The organism is Rania fehmarnensis (genome assembly GCF_056494185.1).
In genome coordinates this window covers 6,093,578-6,109,858 of record NZ_CM151398.1, presented here as the reverse complement: position 1 = coordinate 6,109,858, position 16,281 = coordinate 6,093,578, and the positions used below count along the sequence as shown (strand labels likewise).

General features: G+C 55.1%; 10 protein-coding genes. 6 read left to right on the top strand and 4 right to left on the bottom strand.

Annotated features, from left to right (window positions below; all coding sequences use genetic code 11):
* Positions 1-13: 13 nt before the first annotated feature.
* From SH573x_RS20935 to SH573x_RS20925, 3 genes are read left to right on the top strand one after another with little or no spacing between them, the layout of a single operon-like run.
* Positions 14-1,408, top strand: coding sequence for a tetratricopeptide repeat protein (locus SH573x_RS20935; RefSeq protein WP_479349715.1), 1,395 nt, complete (start codon positions 14-16; stop codon positions 1,406-1,408).
* Positions 1,320-3,050 carry a CRTAC1 family protein gene (locus tag SH573x_RS20930; protein ID WP_479349714.1) on the top strand — a complete coding sequence of 577 codons (1,731 nt, stop codon included), beginning with the start codon at positions 1,320-1,322 and terminating at the stop codon, positions 3,048-3,050. Before SH573x_RS20935 ends, SH573x_RS20930 begins: the two co-directional genes overlap by 89 nt.
* 30 nt (positions 3,051-3,080) lie before the next feature.
* Entirely contained in the window at positions 3,081-4,721 is a 1,641-nt protein-coding gene (locus SH573x_RS20925) for an FG-GAP repeat domain-containing protein (protein ID WP_479349713.1), read from the top strand.
* 133 nt (positions 4,722-4,854) lie between these two features.
* Here the strand turns inward: SH573x_RS20925 and SH573x_RS20920 are convergent, their stop codons facing one another.
* Positions 4,855-5,721, bottom strand: coding sequence for a D-hexose-6-phosphate mutarotase (locus SH573x_RS20920; protein WP_479349712.1), 867 nt, complete (start codon positions 5,719-5,721; stop codon positions 4,855-4,857).
* A 111-nt stretch (positions 5,722-5,832) separates the two neighbouring features.
* Complete coding sequence (locus SH573x_RS20915) at positions 5,833-7,125, bottom strand: glycosyltransferase family 87 protein (protein WP_479349711.1); 1,293 nt, start codon at positions 7,123-7,125, stop codon at positions 5,833-5,835.
* 274 nt (positions 7,126-7,399) lie between these two features.
* Here SH573x_RS20915 and SH573x_RS20910 point away from each other — a divergent pair, with 274 nt between their 5' ends.
* Entirely contained in the window at positions 7,400-11,098 is a 3,699-nt protein-coding gene (locus tag SH573x_RS20910) for a sulfatase-like hydrolase/transferase (RefSeq protein WP_479349710.1), read from the top strand.
* Between the two features lie 151 nt (positions 11,099-11,249).
* Here SH573x_RS20910 and SH573x_RS20905 read toward each other — a convergent pair whose 3' ends face one another.
* Positions 11,250-11,846: a PSP1 C-terminal domain-containing protein gene (locus SH573x_RS20905; RefSeq protein WP_479349709.1), complete on the bottom strand. Its 597-nt coding sequence runs from the start codon at positions 11,844-11,846 to the stop codon at positions 11,250-11,252.
* Positions 11,847-11,961: 115 nt separating this feature from the next.
* Here SH573x_RS20905 and bioB point away from each other — a divergent pair, with 115 nt between their 5' ends.
* Both bioB and SH573x_RS20895 read left to right on the top strand, forming a co-directional pair.
* Entirely contained in the window at positions 11,962-12,978 is a 1,017-nt protein-coding gene (bioB, locus tag SH573x_RS20900; protein ID WP_479349708.1) for a biotin synthase BioB, read from the top strand.
* Between the two features lie 89 nt (positions 12,979-13,067).
* Positions 13,068-14,075 (top strand): fumarylacetoacetate hydrolase family protein, encoded by a 1,008-nt coding sequence (locus SH573x_RS20895; protein WP_479349707.1) that lies wholly within the window; start codon positions 13,068-13,070, stop codon positions 14,073-14,075.
* Between the two features lie 363 nt (positions 14,076-14,438).
* Here SH573x_RS20895 and SH573x_RS20890 read toward each other — a convergent pair whose 3' ends face one another.
* On the bottom strand, positions 14,439-16,001 hold the full coding sequence (locus tag SH573x_RS20890) for an IS1182 family transposase (protein WP_479349706.1): 1,563 nt from the start codon (positions 15,999-16,001) through the stop codon (positions 14,439-14,441).
* Positions 16,002-16,281: the final 280 nt, after the last annotated feature.

The following is a 16,281-nucleotide window of genomic DNA, read 5'->3' as shown; positions in this document are numbered from 1 at the left end:
TGAGTTTGAGTCGATGAGCCGCAAACACACGGGCAAGCCGACGACCGCACCTCGTCGTCGTCGGCTGTTGCCCCTGATCATTCTGTTGATCGTCTTGGCCGCCATATTTCTAGTGCGAGGCGGCGTCACGGGATTAGCTGTAGCCATGGCCGGTAACGCGGCCATCAACCGGCAACTAACCAAGGCCGAGCGTTGGCTGGATATCGCCCAGTACACCTTGGGCAATCAAGCGCCGGTCGAGTTTCTGCGAGCGCGAGTTGCCCGTCTCAACGGCGACACCCCGACCATGGTCAAACACTTGGTCAAGGCGCATGAACTGGGGTACGACTCGGATGTACTCGACCGCGAACAAGACATTGCCAACCTGAGTATCGGTGAAATGGATGCGCGGCTCGAAGCCCGCGCTCGAGACTGGATTGCAGAGCTCCCGAAAGATATTGGCCTGGTCGTCGATGCGTTTGCTAACGGACTGGCCAGTCAATCACGCTTCACCGAAGCCTCCAGTTTGCTGGACGAATACGAACGAGCCTTTCCGCACGACCCAATGGCCAATTACCGTTTTGGCGTGCTGCACGAACATATTCGCGACACGACCAAAGCCGAGCAAGAGTACACCAAAGCTCTGCAAAAAGACCCCAACCATATTCAGGCGGCCTGGCGATTGGCTCGACTGCAGTCGGGCAAGAATGCACCGCTTGAAGCGCTCGAAATCCTCAAACGCTTCGATTATGGTCCTCAAGCGCTAGCGGTTAAAACGTTTATGGCTCACTGTTACCAACAGTCCGGCGACCTGGATAAAAGTCGAGAGTTATTCAAGTACGTGGCCGACGAAGGTCAGGCAGCCGCCTTGGCCGCTTATCGAGTCGTTGATGAAGTGCCCGAGCGGTTTCTGGCGGCCTCCGAGCTCGGCATGCTGGATGTCAAGCTTGGTAACTGGGAAGAGGCCAAGCAGTACTTGGAGATGGCGCTGGAAGAAGATCCTCGCGATTTCGTAGCTCGTAACTCCTACGGGCAAGTACTACGACGACTGGGCCACAACGAGGAGGCCCAGAAGGTCCTGGCTCAGATAAACGAAGAGCGCAAGGAGTATGACAAGATCACGGTCTTGCGCGACCAGATCAATCAAGATGCCCACAATACGGCCGCGCGTATACAAATGGGCAAGATTCTATTCAAATACGAGTCGGAACGCTTTGGACTGTTCTGGATTCGCAGTGCCTTGGCCTATGACCCGCACTGCCAAGAAGCTCACGAGTTCTTGAGTACCTACTACGCGAACAAGTCGGCTCAAGCCAAGGAGCCTAGTGAAAAGAGAATGTATGACCAAAGAGCCAAGCATCATAGCGCCCAAGTCAACGCAGCCCTCGAATCCGAGCCGGCCACTGCCAGCACCAGTAACGCTGGGTAGTTGGCTGGTCGTTTGTAGCTTGCTACTAACCGGTTGCTCTTCGTCTACGCCGTCTAATAAGTTGTCCAATCCCAGCAAGCCGGCCGCTTCACCTGTCGTTCTGCGCGACATTACTGCCGAAGCGAAGCTGAAACAGTATTACGACAATGGCGAAAGCGCGGGCGAATATGCCATCCTCGAAACCATTGGAGGCGGCGTGGCGGTGGCCGACTTTGATCGCGATGGCTTGGACGACCTGTATTTTGCCTCTGGTGGCAGACTGGATAACCAAACTGTCACAGGGCTAGGCGGAGCCATGTGGCACAACCGCGGTGGCCGTGAGTTCCAGAACACAACTGGGCTCTCGCGCACCGAGTGTCCATCGATTTACACTCACGGCACGATCTCAGGCGATCTGAATAACGACGGTTTCGCCGATATCTTGGTCACGGGGTACCACGCCGCTGCGATCTTTATCAACCAGGGTGATGGCACGTTTATCGAATCGGCGCGTCATATGGGCATGGAGAACCCAGGCTGGGGTACCAGCTGCGCATTCGGCGACTTCGACAACGATAGCGATTTGGATTTCTTTATCGCTCACTATGTCAATTGGTCATTCGAAAACCATCCTGACTGCAAGTCCTTGGGGTTAAAAGATGTCTGTGCGCCCGGCGGTTTCGCCGGCTCGACCGATGCCATCTACATCAACAATGGCGATGGCACATTGACGCTCAGGCAGACCGACATCGGCTTGGCACCCGATGGCAAAGGCCTGGGGGTGATGGTTATGGACATCAATCAAGACTCGCTGGTCGATATCTATGTAGCCAATGATACGACCAATAACTTTCTGTATGTGAACAAGGGAGGACATTTTGAAGAATCGGGGATGGCCAGCGGAGTTGCCGTGGATGATATGGGCACGCCCGAAGGCAGCATGGGCCTGTGTTGCCTCGACTACGACCAAGATCTTCTGCCAGATATTTTAGTATGTAACTATGAAAACCAGGCATTCGCTTTGTACAAGAATGATGGCGATGCCAATTTTCGATACGTGACCACCACGGCGGGATTGATGGCGCTGGGTACGACTTACGTCGCCTGGGGAACAGTGGCCAACGATTTCGATCTAGACGGCGACGAAGACGTGATCATTGCCAATGGTCACGTGATGCGTTCCAAACCACCAGAGCAGTCGCCCATATTTTTGGAGAACTTGGGGAACAAGAAGTTCATCGGTCAGACATTCGACAGTCAGAGTTACTTCTCGCAGACGTGGCGCGGACGCGGCGTCGTGTCTTTTGACATGGAACGCGATGGCGACCTCGATCTGTTGTTCACTCATGTCGATCAAGATGCAGTACTGTTGAACAACCAGTCCGAGCTCAAGGGCAATTGGTGGATGCTGGAACTGGTAGGCACTGTATCCAATCGCGACGCCATAGGCACACGCATTCTGATTACTTCGGACAAACGGACCATGTTGCGAAACGTCGTTTCTGGCGGTAGTTACCTATCACATAAACCCTATTACGTGCACTGGGGATTGCCAGAAAATGAAACGCTTCAGCAAGTCGAAATTATTTGGCCCAACGGCCACAAAGAAGTGCACAAGAACCTGGCTCCCAATTCACGCAGTTTGATAGTCCAGCCTCATTAAGCCACGACCACAGGGGGAGCATAACGCATTATGCCCAGTTCGCGCCGATCGATAGCTGCTAAGCCATTCCTGGGTCAGTCACTGACACTTCGGCTGGGCTGGCTGCTGGTCGTCTGCGGCGGGTGTATCAGTAACTCTGGTACCGACGTCGCGGATGCCCCCGCGGTGGCGAGTTCGAGCGGTGAGCTTCCGCAAAAAACGATTTTCTTAGTCGAGCAGTTCTGCGGCAACTGCCATCCTACGCCGGCACCGACTTCGTTTCCTAAGGCCAATTGGCCGGCGGAAGTGGAACGTGGATTTGGCTTCTACTTCGAATCTGGCCGCCACGATTTACAAACGCCCTTGATGGTCGATGCTATCAAGTATTTTCAAAGTCGCGCACCCGAGACTATCGACCTACCGACACCCGACTCATTTGCAACGGGACCTACAGAGACCAAGTTTGTGCCGGGGCCGCTGCTGCTGTCGGGCGACAAGATCTCTTTGACGGCCGATATCAAGTGGGATAACGTCCGGCAATCGATATTCTTTTCCGATATGGCCAACGCTAAATTGCGTCATCTGGAACTGAAACAACTCACTGAGCTGAGTCAGCAACCTGCAGACCAACTCCTCACTCTGCCAGCAGACTGCGTGGCCTCAGAGGGAAATTACCTGTGCCGGATGACCGCCTGCGACTGGAACGGAGATGGTATCGGCGACTTGATGATTGCCGAGATCGGTTCCATGATCATTAGCGATCAACGATTGGGATGCGTCGCCGTACATCTGGGCCAGGCTGACGGAACGTTCCAGCGCCAGGTGCTGGCCGAGCAACTGGCCCGTCCGGTTGAAGCTGTGCCATTGGACTACGATGACGATGGCGACCTGGACATCCTGGTCGCCGAGTTCGGCTACAACAAAGCTGGCTGCCTAAGTCTATTACGCAATCAGACGACTCCCTCGCCCGCCTCAACCAACGTCGAAGCGATTGCAGAAACGGCCAGCAGCGAAGTGAAAGTCGTCGATCCTGGGCTGCGGTATGAAGTGGTTGATCCGCGACACGGTCACCTGGCGATCATTGTCACCGATATCAACGGCGATGCCCAGCTGGATATCGTAACGGCCATTGGCCAAGAATACGAAATGGTGCAAGTGCGATTAAACGCTGGTCAGGGTCACTATGACAGTCACATCGCCATGGTCTTGCCCGATCCGGCTTACAATACTAGCTCGATACAAGTCGCCGACATCGATCGCGATGGTCTGCCCGATTTGGTCCACACCTGCGGCGACATCTTCGATAGCTTTGTCCCCAAACCGTACCATGGCGTGCGTTGGCTGAGGAATAAAGGCAATGGCTTGTGGGAGACTCGGGAACTGGGCATGTTGATCGGGGCCATGCAGTCGGCGGTAGCCGACTTCGATGGTGATGGCGACGTGGATATCGCCGCTGTCGGCCTCTTCCCACAGAGCACGCGGGATTCGAAAGGCATCTCGCTGGACTCGGTGTGCTGGTGGGAACAACAAGCCGATCTGCAGTTCATTCGTCACTCGATTGAACGCGATCGCAGTTTACATTCCAGTTGCCTGGCTGGCGACCTGGACGGCGATGGCCGTCCTGAATTGATCGTTGGCGAATGGGCTCAAGGCCAAACCCCGGCTTCGCTCCGCGTCTTCTGGAACAAGTAAACGGCTCAAGTCTAAGCACGTGGACGCGTCCCAAGTTACTACCGTCGCCAGCGAATTCGATTATATACAAAAAACGAGATATTATATATAAAATTGCGTTGCCCCAAATATGTGCTGTCGGGTGCAACAGGGTTTAGTTGGCTTTTATCTCGATTCGAGCCGTCGTGGTGTGTTGCGTGCCGGGCGCCAGCGTGATGGCGTAGGGGGCGATATTGGCTGTTTCGATACAGACCATGCCCGTCCATTCGTGGTCACCGAAATCTGGCATGCGCGCACTCTTGGCAATCCAAGGATTCCACACCACGGTTGAACTGGAGCCCGCTTTGTGAACCAGGATTTGACGTTTCATGCCCGGGTCACGCAGTGCACACGTGTCATGGGTGGGAGCATAGATGCGATCGGTCTCAGCGTGAAAGGTAATTGGGCTGCCACTGGCTGCTACCTTCGAAGCACCGTCGACTTTATCGATGTAGCCGATGGACTCCAGGCCTGAGATGGACACCTGGCGTATGTCGCTGATACGGAAGTAAGTATGCAGCGCATCTTCGAATGTCTCGCTGCCTGAGTGGCCGACTGGCAGAGTGGTTGTCAGTGACAGCGTGAGTTGCGATCCAAACACAACTTCATATTCAACATGGAACGGAGGAATGAACGTCTGGCACACCAGCCGCAGACCACCATCCGGCAATTGTTCTTGAGCTGCCAATTGCCACAACTGAGTACGAGCGTTGCCATGCGCCGGAGCTTCTTTATCGGTTGGATGCGGACCGAACCAAGGAAAGCAGATGGGAACGCCGCCGCGAATGGGCCGGCCGTTTTCGAAATACGACTGCGCGCTCATCCACAGCACTGGTTCATGTCCAGCCGGTTGCCAGGCCGTGCAATGAGCGCCTTGTAAGAAAATTTCCCCTGAGGCCAATGCACCCTGATAGACCGCCCGGGTCAAGCCGCCGCGCTGGGTATCAATCGTCAAACCGTCAATGCTGGTTGACTCGGACATCGATGTCGCTCCTGAGAATTCGTCGTCGAGTAAGAATCCAGCTTAGATGATAAAGCAAGGCGACGCATCCATCGGGGCCAGGAGACCTCAAATCCGCGAAAAGACGTCGATTCATGACCCGGGGGAACCGAGGGCTAGAGTCTCCTTTCGCTCCGCGAAAGGAATTTGTCTTTCGCGGAGCGAAAGGAGACACAGCGCTAGGGCCACGATCGGCAAGCCGTCTGGAAAACTCTGCGCCCACAGAATTGATAACCATAGCGTCATACACAGCCAGGCTCCGCGACGCCAGTTAAGCATCACTTGACCAAAGATCGGTACTAGCAACCAAGCCAGGTCATAGAAGTACGCATGGGGGCTAAGCAAGGCAGTAGCGGCCAGCATCAACAGCCACACCTGAGGTTGAGCCAAGCTGGACGCAATCTTTGTGGGCTGGTAAGGCAGCTTCAGTCGGCTGATGATTGCCATGGCGCAAATTCCATAGCCCAACCAACACCACACTCCTTGCAGTCCCGCCCATTTCAGCAGTGTTAGCAGGCTGGTGGACCAACCGCTGTGGTACCCGCCATGCCCTTGATAAGTCGCGCTGCCCATGACAACTTGGGCATAGTCCAGCCATAGTGTCAGTGGAACAAAGACCAGCGAGAACAGAACTAGCCCGATAGCGCCGCCCGCAAATCCGATCACAAATCGCCATTGGCGATTGATCAGCATGACCAGCGGCAGAACCAACACCAACGTGGGCTTGACCGTCAGTAGAGCTGCGACCAAACCCGCTGCCAGCGGTCGTTGTGATCTTTGCAATACGAAACTTGCAGCCAAAATGGCCAGCCACAGCGTGCCCTTCTGGCCCAACACCAAACCAAAGAAGGTGGCTGGGAAGATTAAACACACTGTCCAAAAGACAGCCGCCTGTTTCGCTTGAGCCGCTGACTGGATCGTCGTGCGCATCATCAATCGAGCTGCCCAGGCATAAGCTGCTAACATGCACGTCAGCCACACGTAAACAGCCGCTCGGTACGGTAACCATGCCAACGGAGCCGTTAGTACATAGTAGCTGGGCGGATAGACGGCCGGGTAATACTCGACGGCCGACCAGCTGAACCCCAAGCGACTGGCATTATGTTGCCAGGTATTAAACGCAACTGGATCATAGATGTTATGGGCCGCACCGCTGAGCAGCATGTCGCCCGCTGTCCACTCTTGTAGAAAATCGGCCCCAAAAGGCTCTGTGCGTACATCGCTCCATTGGTAGTTGGGATTGAAGCCAGCTATCGCCAGGCCCAACAGCGCGCACGCCACCCACACTACCCGCCGGTCACCGAATGAAAAATTGGCAGGCACCCTCGCCGACTTTTCAGCTAGGGGCGATACATGGTCGGTTAGCGAAGGTGTGATCGATGGCACAGTGTGTCTTCATGGGCGCGAGGGGGCATGAAATCGTAGCGGAAGCCGTCAAGGCTTTCGGCATTTGCCGGTAGCGGAAGCCGTCAAGGCTTTCGGTGTTCGCGGTAACTACGAAATGCTCGACGCATTCCGCTACTTCGGGAATCTCGAAATGCTTGACGCATTCCGCTACTTCTTGGCGTGCGCGAGTATAGGTCACAATTAGTGACGCGCAGGAAAAATTCCATCTATAATTTCTGCACCTCCCCCGATTCCCCCTCCAAGGTCCTACCTCATGCTGCGCTATCTTTTCAGCCTGCTGTTGGCGTTTTACTTGTGGCCACTTCCACTCCCTGCCGCTCAGCCACCCAACATCGTCTTCATTCTGTGCGATGACTTAGGCGTGGGCGATCTGAAGTCGTTCAATCCCAGCAGCAAAATTGCGACTCCGCATATCGACCAACTGGCTGCTGCGGGCATGCGGTTCAGCGATGCCCATTCAGGTTCGGCGGTCTGCACGCCGACGCGCTACGGAATCATGTGTGGGCGTTACGCATGGCGGACACGTTTACAGAACGGCGTCTTGGGTGGCCTCAGCCCCAGTCTGATAAGTGACCAGCAATGGACTGTGCCTAAACTATTAAAGCAACGCAACTATCACTCAGCCTGTATTGGCAAATGGCATTTGGGGCTCGACTGGCAACGCCTGGAAGGCAAGACGATAGCTGAGAACTCGATCGAATCGCCCGAGCAAGTACACAATGTTAACTACGATCAGCCGTTTGCTGGCGGTCCGCTGGCGGCCGGCTTTGATGAGTACTTTGGGATCAGTGCGTCGCTGGACATGGTGCCTTATGTTTATCTAAAAAATGATCGCGTAACGGAATCACCTACTGCCGAAAAATCTTTCGGATTGAAGCATGCCGACGACCAAGGCCAGACTCGGCTCGGACCAGCTGCGCCTGGTTTTACGGCGGAAGATGTATTGCCGCGTTTGACCAAGGAAGCCATCACCTATATTGAATCGCGTGCCAGTGATCCAAGTAAGCGGCCCTTCTTTTTGTACTTGCCCTTTGCATCGCCACATACACCCATTGCGCCCAGTCCGCAGTGGCTAGGTAAAAGCGGCCTCAATGCGTATGCTGATTTTGTGATGCAACAAGATGAAGCAGTTGGACAGGTCTTGGCGGCGCTGGAGCGTTTGAAGCTGTCCGAGAATACTGTAGTATTCTTCACTAGTGACAATGGCTGTTCACCCCAAGCGGATTTGCCAGCCTTGCGCGAGAAGGGACATGATCCTTGCTGGCCGTACCGTGGACACAAAGCGGATATCTACGAGGGTGGGCATCGCGTGCCATTGATTGTGCGTTGGCCGGGCATGGTTGGCCAAGGTGCTCATGCGCAATCGACGATCTGCTTGACCGATTTCCTGGCCACCGCTGCGGATATCGCCGGGGTCGATGTGCCCGACTCGGCTGGCCCCGACAGCTATAGCTTTTTGCCGACGCTGCAGAACGAACAAGCCGTTCCTCTGCGCGGCTCGACGGTACATCACTCCATCAATGGCTCTTTTGCACTGCGTCGCGGCAATTTCAAATTGTGTTTCTGCGATGATTCGGGAGGCTGGAGCGAGCCGCGTCCTGGCAAGCTGAATCCAGGTGCAGGCGTGCAGTTGTTTGATTTGGCCTCTGACCTGGCGGAGACCAAGAACATTGCGGCTGATCATCCAGAATTGGTGCGCAACCTCAGTCGCGAAATGGAGCAGATCATTTCACGCGGTCGGAGCACAGCTGGTCCGGATCTCAAGAATGACGTTAACGTTGAGTTGTGGAAGCGATCCAAGCGGCCCGCTAGTCTAGACGATGCTCCGGTAGCTCGCTTGGTTGCCCCCAAACCTTGGCAAGTCATTCAGCGTCGCCATCATGTGCCTCAGTTTGCCAATGCGCATCATCCAGGTGGACCGGCTCGCGGCTTTGCGGATGTTACGGTTCAACTTCACAGCGACTCATCGGATCTCACCACATGCGAATATCGCGTGACCCAGGCCACCGATCCCACGCGCGTGGTTGTACCCTGGACGAAGACTGAGATCGCGCAAAATCCAAGCTTCTGGACAGTGCGAGTTCCGGCGGGTGGTTGGTATGCGTTGGAGGTCAAGCTCTTTCGCAGTGAGCGCCTGGTTCAGTCCATCACTTCGGATCCATTTGCTGTCGGCGAAGTCTTCGTGGTTGCTGGTCAATCGTATGCCACGAACACGAACGAAGAAAAACTGCAAATACGCGACCCGCGGCAGCGAGTTGCCGCTTATGAACTTCGATCGCAAACTTGGCGCGTCGCGCATGATCCCCAACCGGTGGTCGACAATTCTCATTTCGGCTCGATATGGCCGGCGGTTGGCGATCAGTTAGTTGCCACGCTGGATGTGCCAGTCGGTTTTGCCAATGTCGCTTACGGTGGCACCTCTTCTACGCAGTGGCTGCCCGAAGGTGATTTGCATCGACAGCTAGTTGATGCAGGCAAACAGTTGGGTAACTTTCGCGGCGTCCTGTGGCAGCAGGGTGAATCGGATGTTATTGAGCAAGCCACTACGGCCGCGTATGTGGAACGCATGGTGAAGATTCGTGACGCAGCTCAGGCTCAGTGGCAGTCAAAGTATCCCTGGTTCTTGGCCAAATCAACATTGCATCCAACCGTATATCGACGGCCCGATGGCGAAGCTCGCATTCGTATGGCCATGGACCAATTAGTAAACCAACACGCGTTTTCGATGGGTCCCGATACGGACATGTTGGCCGATGCCAATCGCGGTCCGGTTGGTTCCAAACGTCACTTCAGTGCCAGTGGTCAACAGCATGCAGCGAGCATGTGGTACGCGACGTTGGTCTCTTTTGTCCAACAACCTCGACCGACCTTCGAAGCCGTGATCGAAAAATTGCCCGACCTCTATTTGCATGAAACGCCTTGGCAAAACGACCCAGCGGATAACGGCATCATCCATCGCGAAAGCAGCGTGCTGATTCAAGCTGAGTCCGACGGCCCGGTGGAAGCTCGTTTGGCATTTCCGGCTGAACAGATAGTCTCCGTAGCGACTGCCGATGGGAGCAAGAGTTTTCAGCTGGACCGAGATTTCAAGCTCAGCGAAGATCGATTGCGACTGGTATGGATCGGCCCACCCGGAGTTGAAGCGATCACCACCGCGCAGATGTTTCCTCCCAGAGACGCGCCTAACAGTTATCGACATCGCGCCAGCAACCCTGAACAAAACATGTTCTATGCTCCAGGCAGCTATTTTCATCTACATGACATCGAGATCACCTATCGTCGCTCGGATGCAACTGCACCTCAGGTCACACACGACGGTGGATTGCCCCGCACGCTTGAGAAGCTGGCAGCCAGGCAGCCCCTGCGCATCGCCGTTAGCGGTGATAGTATTTCGACTGGACTGGACGCATCAGGAACAACTCTGACGCCGCCCAACCAACCTGGTTATCCTGACCTGGTTGCCGCCCAACTAGCCCATGATTTCGGCAGTGAAATCCACTTGACCAATCGCGCCGTTAGTGGCTGGAGCGTGGCCAATGGTGTAGAGGACCTGGACGCACTGCTAGAGAGTCGACCTGATTTGTTGATCGTGGCCTATGGTATGAACGACGTTGGTCGAAAGGATCCAGCTTGGTTTTTGAAGCAATCGCAAATGATCGACCAACGGGCGCGCGAAAAGTTTCCTGACATCGAGGTCATCTGGGTGGCCCCGATGCTGGGGCACAGCCAGTGGGCTCATACGCCGCGCGAAATGTTTGACCAGTATCGCGACCAGTTGAGAACGCTAGTTGGTCCGCATAGTCGCCTGGCCGACTTGACTGCCGTGTGGACCAAGCTGCTCGAGCACAAACACGATTTCGACTTAACCGGTAACGGCCTGAATCATCCCAACGACTTCGGTCACCGGCTCTACGCCCAATGCATCGTGGATCTGTTCACAACCAAGCCGTAGGCGTTAGCCAGAACTAAGCCGTAGGCGTTAGCCTCGGTTTATGAAGTGCAGTGCCGAACTAAGCCGTAGGCGTTAGCCTCGGTTAATGAAGTGCTGTGTGGCTAACGCCACCGCACTCCAAAGAAAACCGAGGCTAATGCCTACGGCTTAGTTAGCGGCTATTTGGTTTGCATCCGACTTTGCAGACGCTGCAGGCGGAACCGCAACCTTTCGCGTCACTCGTGCCGCAGGCTGGTCCGCAACCCGTCTCTACTTGCTGCGCAAAGCTGCTGGCCGCGACGGTTTGCTGAAAGATGTTGGCCAGGTGATCGACCTGCAAACTGGTTTCTGGGGAAACCGTATTGAGAAAGTGAAAATAGAGCGTCCGGCCATCTAGAAGTGGTTCGACTTCCAACAATTGATCCGGTAGTTGTTGATCGGCTAGCCACTTCTGGCAGACCGCAAACGCCTCGTTAGCCAAGTCCACCAAGTGATTCCACAGTAGATGGTCCTCAGGGGCCATGAGACGCAGCACCTGGCCATCACATTGGGACTCTGGCGAATTGGAAAGGCGGTTCAGCACGGTCCCGACTTCGATACCTCGCTGTGTGCGACATACAACTTGGGCACTGCGTGCCAAGTGAGCCCCCGTGGTGACAAAGCGACCGACTTGCCCGTGCATGCCAACGCGAAGGGCAAACTGGAGCGGACCGTCGACTGGCTGACCAGCATCGCTATCAATTGATTCAAGGGCAGTTTGTGGGGCCATTTTTGGGCTTGGTCCTATCGTGTACATTTATGTCGCACCCGTAGCATAGATTACGTCGGGGCGTCGTGCGAGTGCTGCACATCCTAACCATTCACCCCTTTGGCTGACATAACCCATGATTTTGACTGCAAACGAAAGCTCCACCACCCACGCCGGTTCGGTTTGGCACCGCCTGGCGGACGAAGTCCTGGCCGGCCGGCCGATCGATCATCAGCAGGCGGAAGCGATTCTGCATTCCAGTGACCTCGAATTGCTCGACTTGATTGGGGCGGCGTATCGTTTGCGTCATCGTCATTTCGGTAACACGGTGCAGCTCTACTTCCTGGTCAATGCCAAGAGTGGTTTGTGCCCGGAGGATTGTTCGTACTGTTCCCAGTCGAAAATCTCAAGTGCACCGATCGAAAAATATCGCATGCTCAGCGTCGATCAACTTCTGGAAGGGGCTCAACTGGCCAAGGAGCGAAACTCCAAGACCTACTGCATCGTCATCAGTGGTCGCGCACCCAGCGAGCGCGAACTGACTGCCGTGGAAACCGTGGTCCCTAAGATCAAAGAGCAGTTTGATCTCAAAATTTGCGCGTGCCTCGGTTTGCTGACACCTGAAAATGCTCAGCGATTGAAATCTTGTGGTGTCGATCGGGTCAATCACAATTTGAACACGGGTGAAGCGCACTACAGCGAGATCTGCAACACGCATACATATCAAGATCGTTTGACCACGCTGCGCAACGTTCGCGCCGCTGGGCTCGAGCTTTGCAGTGGTGGCATTATCGGTATGGGTGAACAACCGTCCGATACTGTTTCGATGGCCATGGAACTGCGTGGACTGGGTGTCGAGTCCATTCCACTGAATTTCCTACATGCCATCGAAGGCACGCCGTTGGCAGGTCAAGATGAGTTATCGCCACAGCGCTGTTTGCGAACACTTTGCATGTTTCGATTCGTCAATCCAGCCAGCGAACTGCGTATCGCTGGTGGTCGCGAGAAACACTTGCGTTCGCTACAACCGCTGGGATTGTATGTAGCCAATAGTCTGTTCGTCGGCGACTACTTGACCACGCGCGGGCAGCCGCCGGCTGAAGATTACCAAATGATCCGCGATCTTGGTTTCGAGATTACCACCCGAGGCTGAAAACAGCTGAACGTAAGGCACTCCGGTAGTTTATTGTTTTGCAGTGCCTAAGTTGTTACTTTGTGCATTGAGTGCCGTCGAGGATCATTATGCGTTTGTGCCGTTTTGAGGATGCCGGTCAAGTTGGTTGGGGGCTGTACGAAGCCAATTCAATATTGGCGGTCAACCAGCTGGCCGCGAAAACATTGGCACCTCTGTTGTCCGATCGCCTTCGATTGCATGCCCACCATATTCCGGTTGAAGTTAGTTGGGAAGCCGCGCTGCCGGTGGGTAGCGCAGCGTGGGTGGCCTTGCTGTCGATGCTGAAGGAGTTTTGTCGCGAATGGGAGGAAGTGCGTTCGTCGTGTGAGCCTGGCACGGGCGCGATAGCCGCTGGTTGCCAACTCCATTCCATAGAGAGCGTCAGACTGTTGCCGCCCCTGGCTGCGCCGCCCAAGTTACTGTTGTTGGCTGGCAACTACGCTGAGCATGTAGTCGAGCAGGGTGGAGTTGCGGCCGAAAAAGAACGCACTTTTCCGTATGTCTTCATGAAGCCACCGTCCACCACGCTCGTTGGCAGTGGCACGCCTTTTGTCATACCGCCAGCTTCGCCCGATAAGCTGGACCATGAAGTAGAGTTAGGCGTCGTCATTGGAAAGCAACTGCATTCAGCCACGGTCGCTCAAGCCAAGGATGCGATAGCTGGCTATACGATTATCAATGACATATCCAACCGCGGATTTCGTCCTAACCCGCAGCGCGAAGCGCGACCACGCGATACGTTTTTTGATTGGCAACATGGCAAGTGGCATGACGGCTCTTGCCCTTGTGGTCCGTGCATCACCCTCGCCGAAGCCATAGCTGACCCTCACCAGTTGCAATTGACATTATCGATCGACGGCCAGTTGCGTCAGTCGGGTTCGACGGGCCAGATGATCTTTAACATCTATGAATTGATCGAGTTCATCAGTTCGTTCATGACGCTCGAGCCTGGCGATATCATCTCCACCGGCACGCCGTCGGGTGTAGGCAATGCCACCGGCCGCTTCTTGGCGCGGGGAACTACCATGGTGGCCGCCATCGAGCAGATCGGCCAGCTAGTTACACCGGTGCATTGAGGATGTCACCTCCCCCGCGCAGCGGGGGAGGTCGCAGACGAGGCGTTCAGCCTTCGTCTGCGGGAGGGGGCATTGCGCTACGTAAGACGCCTGCGGTACTAACCACATTCACTGCGCAGACCCCTCCCGAATCTCGCCAAGCCTCGATTCGACCTCCCCAAGGCGAAGCCTTGGAGAGGTGACTGTCACCTCCACCGCGCAGAGAGCGATGCGATAATAGCAAAGCGTAGTCTCTTATTGATGTGGGGCGGTTGTTTTTTTGCTGACTCAACGCGCTGGGGAGGTTGTTATTTACGAATCCTGGTTCGTCTCGAGGCGAAATTTAGCCCAGACTGCCCAAAGCGGCGATTTGAACGGCTTTTTTCACCCGATTGCGACAGTCGGTGCGCAGCGCTCCACGGCAAGCAGTTTTGCCAGTCGTTTGACGTTCACTGTGAAGCATGTCATCAGTTGTTGGATCTTCACTTTTGCCAGACCGCAGTATCTTGCACAACGACCGCGCCCGTGCCGAGCCACTTCCCCTAACTTCCGTTCGATGGCCGGATGCTCACGCCGGACTTGTTGGTATTGCTCTGTCTTGGACTTCTGACGAGCACGTTTGTATTCTTCTTCATACTCATTCCTATTCACTCGTCGACCTCGACGGCTGGTCTCTTTCATCTTGGGGTTGCACTGCGCGAGCAACGGACAGCCCCAACATTTCTTAGCCGGAAAGTCGAACGTCGTGCGGTTAGGCTTCGTGGCATCTTGAAATCCTTTATTGGATGTGTGGCCAGCTGGACATGTCACATGCTCGCCGTCTGAGGTCAATGCAAACGCCGTCGAAGCAAAGCCTTCATCGTTGCCGAAGTCACGCGGCGGTGTGATCACATCAACTTCCATCCCGCCAGGGCCTTCCAACGCGCGCAGCATTGGCCCGTTAAATCCCGCGCCGTCAAGGGATAGCTGTTCGATCTTGTTGCCATGAGCTTGCTGTTCGCGTTCAATCAGATGAACCGCGTCTTGGGCCTCAGCACCGTTTGCCGGAAGCACCTCAAGTTGAGTGATCAGCTGGCTATCGGCGTCCATCAACACATCGACCAAATAGCCGTCGTAAAACTCGCCATGCATTCCGCGGCGGGCATCGCTATCAACCACGCTCAGCGTGCGATCACCCTGACCTGGGTTCAAGCAATCGCTCACGATCTTTTGAGCGAGCGCACGTACTTCGATGAATCGTTTCCAAGACTCTTGGCAATCACTCTCTTGGGATGGATCGGGCTGCTCGAGCATCCACGTCAGGATGTCGCCGACTAAATCCAGACGAGCATCAAGGCGAATCTCCTCGGATTCTTTCTCGGTTTCGACGCGGCTTCGATCGGTTCGGATACGGAATCCTTGAGCGACCTCAGCATCAATGGGCTCGATAGCAGCGAGCATCTTTTCTCGCAGCTGCGCCAGCAGTTTCAACGTGGTGGGCACAGCAATATTGGCATAGACGTGTGTGGCATCTTTAAGTCGCAACCGATCGCTGACAAGGCCCTTGCTGCGCGCGAAGCTGATCAGTCGGTCGAAAACTTTCTGCATCCCCTCTTCTCCGATGCGACCCCGAAAGCGACTCAAAGTACTTCCGTCCGGCAACTTACAAGTAATCGGCACTTGCAGAAACCAGCGGAACAATAAATCCGAACTGGCTCTTTCTAGGACTTTGCTGTCTGATAGATGATAGAGATATTGCAGGTACAACACCTTCAGGAGGAGGATTACTGGCAGGGTGGGCCTACCTCCCTCACGACAATAATACTTCTCCAGCTCAGGCCGGAAACTTTCCCAGGGGACTATCTCCAACGCATCTAAAAGGGGCGACTTGAGCGGCAGCACACGCTTATAGATCGCCAGATCCGACGCACGAATCTCAAACAAAAAATCGCGATGGTTCGTTAGCATAATGATTGCACCGAGTTGGAACGTCGGCCTCTTCAACCATAATACCCATGCCAGAGCAAATTGGAATTAAATCAGCACTCTCTGCGCAGCGGGGGAGGTCGCAGACGAGGCGTTCAGCCTTCGTCTGCGGGAGGGGGCATTGCGCTACGTAAGACACCTGCGGTACTAACTAACCTTCACTGCGCAGACCCCTCCCGAATCTCGCCAAGCCTCGATTCGACCTCCCCAAGGCGAAGCCTTGGAGAGGTGACTGTCACCTCCACCGCGCAGCGGGGGAGGT